2 protein-coding genes are annotated in these 2,759 nt (G+C 38.3%); both read left to right on the forward strand.

From position 1 onward, the window contains the following. Positions 1 to 457 (forward strand): IS630 family transposase (locus HT715_RS05025; RefSeq protein ID WP_172922845.1); only part of this gene is annotated, 457 nt, incomplete at its 5' end. Positions 458 to 650: 193 nt separating this feature from the next. Continuing rightward, positions 651 to 2,630, forward strand: coding sequence for a peptide ABC transporter substrate-binding protein (locus HT715_RS05030; RefSeq protein ID WP_119948137.1), 1,980 nt, complete (start codon positions 651 to 653; stop codon positions 2,628 to 2,630). Positions 2,631 to 2,759 lie beyond the last annotated feature (129 nt).

Here is a 2,759-nt window from a genome sequence, read left to right on the forward strand (position 1 = left end):
GGCTCCAATGGGAGTAGGTCCACATGTCCATAGTCACCATATACGAGAATTTTGCTATTGTTATGGAGCTGTTGATGCCCATACAGGCGAATCATTTTTCTTAATCGCTGGTGGATGTCATACTGAGTGGATGAACGCCTTTTTAGAAGGGCTTTCACAAGCTTATCCAGATGATTATCTTTTACTCGTTATGGACAATGCCATATGGCATAAATCAAGTACCTTAAAGATTCCGACTAATATTGGCTTTACCTTTATTCCTCCATACACACCAGAGATGAACCCCATTGAACAAGTGTGGAAAGAGATTCGTAAACGTGGATTTAAGAATAAAGCCTTTCGAACTTTGGAAGATGTCATGAATCAACTCCAAGATGTTATACAAGGACTGGAGAAGGAGGTGATAAAGTCCATCGTTAATCGGAGATGGACTAGAATGCTTTTTGAAAGTAGATGAGTATTAGAAGGAAGGTCAACAAGATTCTTTTCTGGTTATCAGAAGAGAATCTCTGTTGGCTTTTTTGGCATAAATGAACAATTTTATTTTTCAGAATATATCAAATATAACAAATAACTCTTAAAATTCAGAAAATTCTATTGACAGGACTTGAAAAAGAGTCTATAATGAATAAAAAACAAAGGAGAATACTATGAAAACAAGAAAAGTATTGGCTCTTGCGGGAGTAACCTTATTAGCAGTTGGTGTTTTAGCTGCTTGTTCTGGGGGTTCAGGTGCTCAAGGTGAAAAAACCTTTGCATTTACTTACGAGACACATCCAGATAATCTCAACTATTTGACAACTGGTAAGGCAGCAACTTCTGAGATTACTAGTAATGTGATTGATGGATTGCTTGAAAATGATAAATACGGGAACCTTGTTCCTTCATTGGCAGAAGACTGGTCAGTTTCTAAGGATGGCTTGACTTATACTTATAAGATTCGTCAGGATGCCAAGTGGTATACATCTGAGGGAGAAGAGTATGCTCCTGTTAAGGCTCAGGACTTTGTAACAGGACTTAAATATGCAACAGATAAGAAAGCAGAAGCCCTTTACTTGGTACAGGATTCAATCAAAGGTCTGGATGCCTATGCCAAAGGTGAAATCACAGACTTCACTCAAGTCGGGATTAAAGCCCTTGACGACCAAACAATCCAATACACCTTGAACAAACCTGAAAGTTTTTGGAATTCCAAAACAACAATGGGTGTGCTTGCGCCAGTTAATGAAGAGTTTTTGAATTCAAAAGGGGATGATTTTGCCAAAGCTACGGATCCAAGTAGTCTCTTGTATAACGGTCCTTATTTGTTGAAATCCATTGTGACCAAATCTTCCGTTGAATTTGCGAAAAATCCGAACTATTGGGATAAGGACAATGTGCACATTGACAAAGTTAAATTGTCATTCTGGGATGGGCAAGATACCAGCAAACCAGCAGAAAACTTTAAAGATGGTAGCCTTACAGCAGCTCGTCTTTATCCAACAAGTGCAAGTTTCGCAGAGCTTGAGAAGAGTATGAAAGACAATATCGTCTATACTCAACAAGACTCTACGACTTATCTAGTAGGGACAAATATTGACCGTCAATCTTATAAATACACATCTAAGACTAGCGAAGAACAAAAGACATCTACTAAAAAGGCTCTCTTAAATAAGGATTTCCGTCAGGCTATTGCCTTTGGATTTGACCGTACAGCCTATGCCGCTCAGTTGAATGGAGAAACTGGAGCAAGCAAAATCTTGCGTAATCTCTTTGTGCCACCAACATTTGTTCAAGCAGATGGGAAAAACTTTGGCGATATGGTCAAAGAAAAATTAGTAACCTATGGGGATGAATGGAAGGATGTTAATCTGGCCGATTCACAAGATGGTCTCTACAATCCAGAAAAAGCCAAGGCTGAATTTGCCAAGGCTAAGTCCGCTTTACAAGCAGAAGGTGTGACTTTCCCAATTCACCTAGATATGCCTGTTGACCAGACAGCAACTACAAAAGTTCAACGTGTCCAATCTATGAAACAATCCTTGGAAGCAACTTTAGGAACTGATAATGTCGTTATTGATATCCAACAATTGCAAAAAGATGAATTGCTTAATGTAACTTTATTTGCTGAAAATGCTGCTGGCGAAGACTGGGATTTATCAGATAATGTCGGTTGGGGTCCTGATTTTGCCGATCCATCAACCTACCTTGATATTATCAAACCTTCTGTAGGAGAAAGTACTAAAACATATTTAGGATTTGACTCAGGGGAAGATAATGTAGCTGCTAAAAAAGTAGGTCTATATGACTACGAAAAATTGGTTACTGAAGCTGGTGATGAGGCTACAGATGTTGCTAAACGCTATGATAAATACGCTTCAGCCCAAGCTTGGCTGACAGATAGTGCTTTGATTATTCCAACTACATCTCGTACAGGGCGTCCAATCTTGTCTAAGATGGTACCATTTACAATACCATTTGCATTGTCAGGAAATAAAGGTACAAGTGAGCCAGTCTTATATAAATACCTTGAAATTCAAGACAAGGCAGTCACTGTAGATGAATACCAAAAAGCTCAGGAAAAATGGATGAAAGAAAAAGAAGAGTCTAATAAAAAGGCTCAAGAAGAACTTGCCAAACATGTCAAATAAAACAAAAAGAGACTGAGTCAAAAGTCCTAAAAATCAGAAAAACGCATAGTATCAGGTGTTGATGTACTGCACCCCAAAAGTTAGACAGAAAAAATCTAACTTTTGGGGTATTTTTATTATGAAATTAAC

It is taken from the genome of Streptococcus sp. 4155 (assembly GCF_013276695.1).
GTDB lineage: Bacteria > Bacillota > Bacilli > Lactobacillales > Streptococcaceae > Streptococcus > Streptococcus pseudopneumoniae.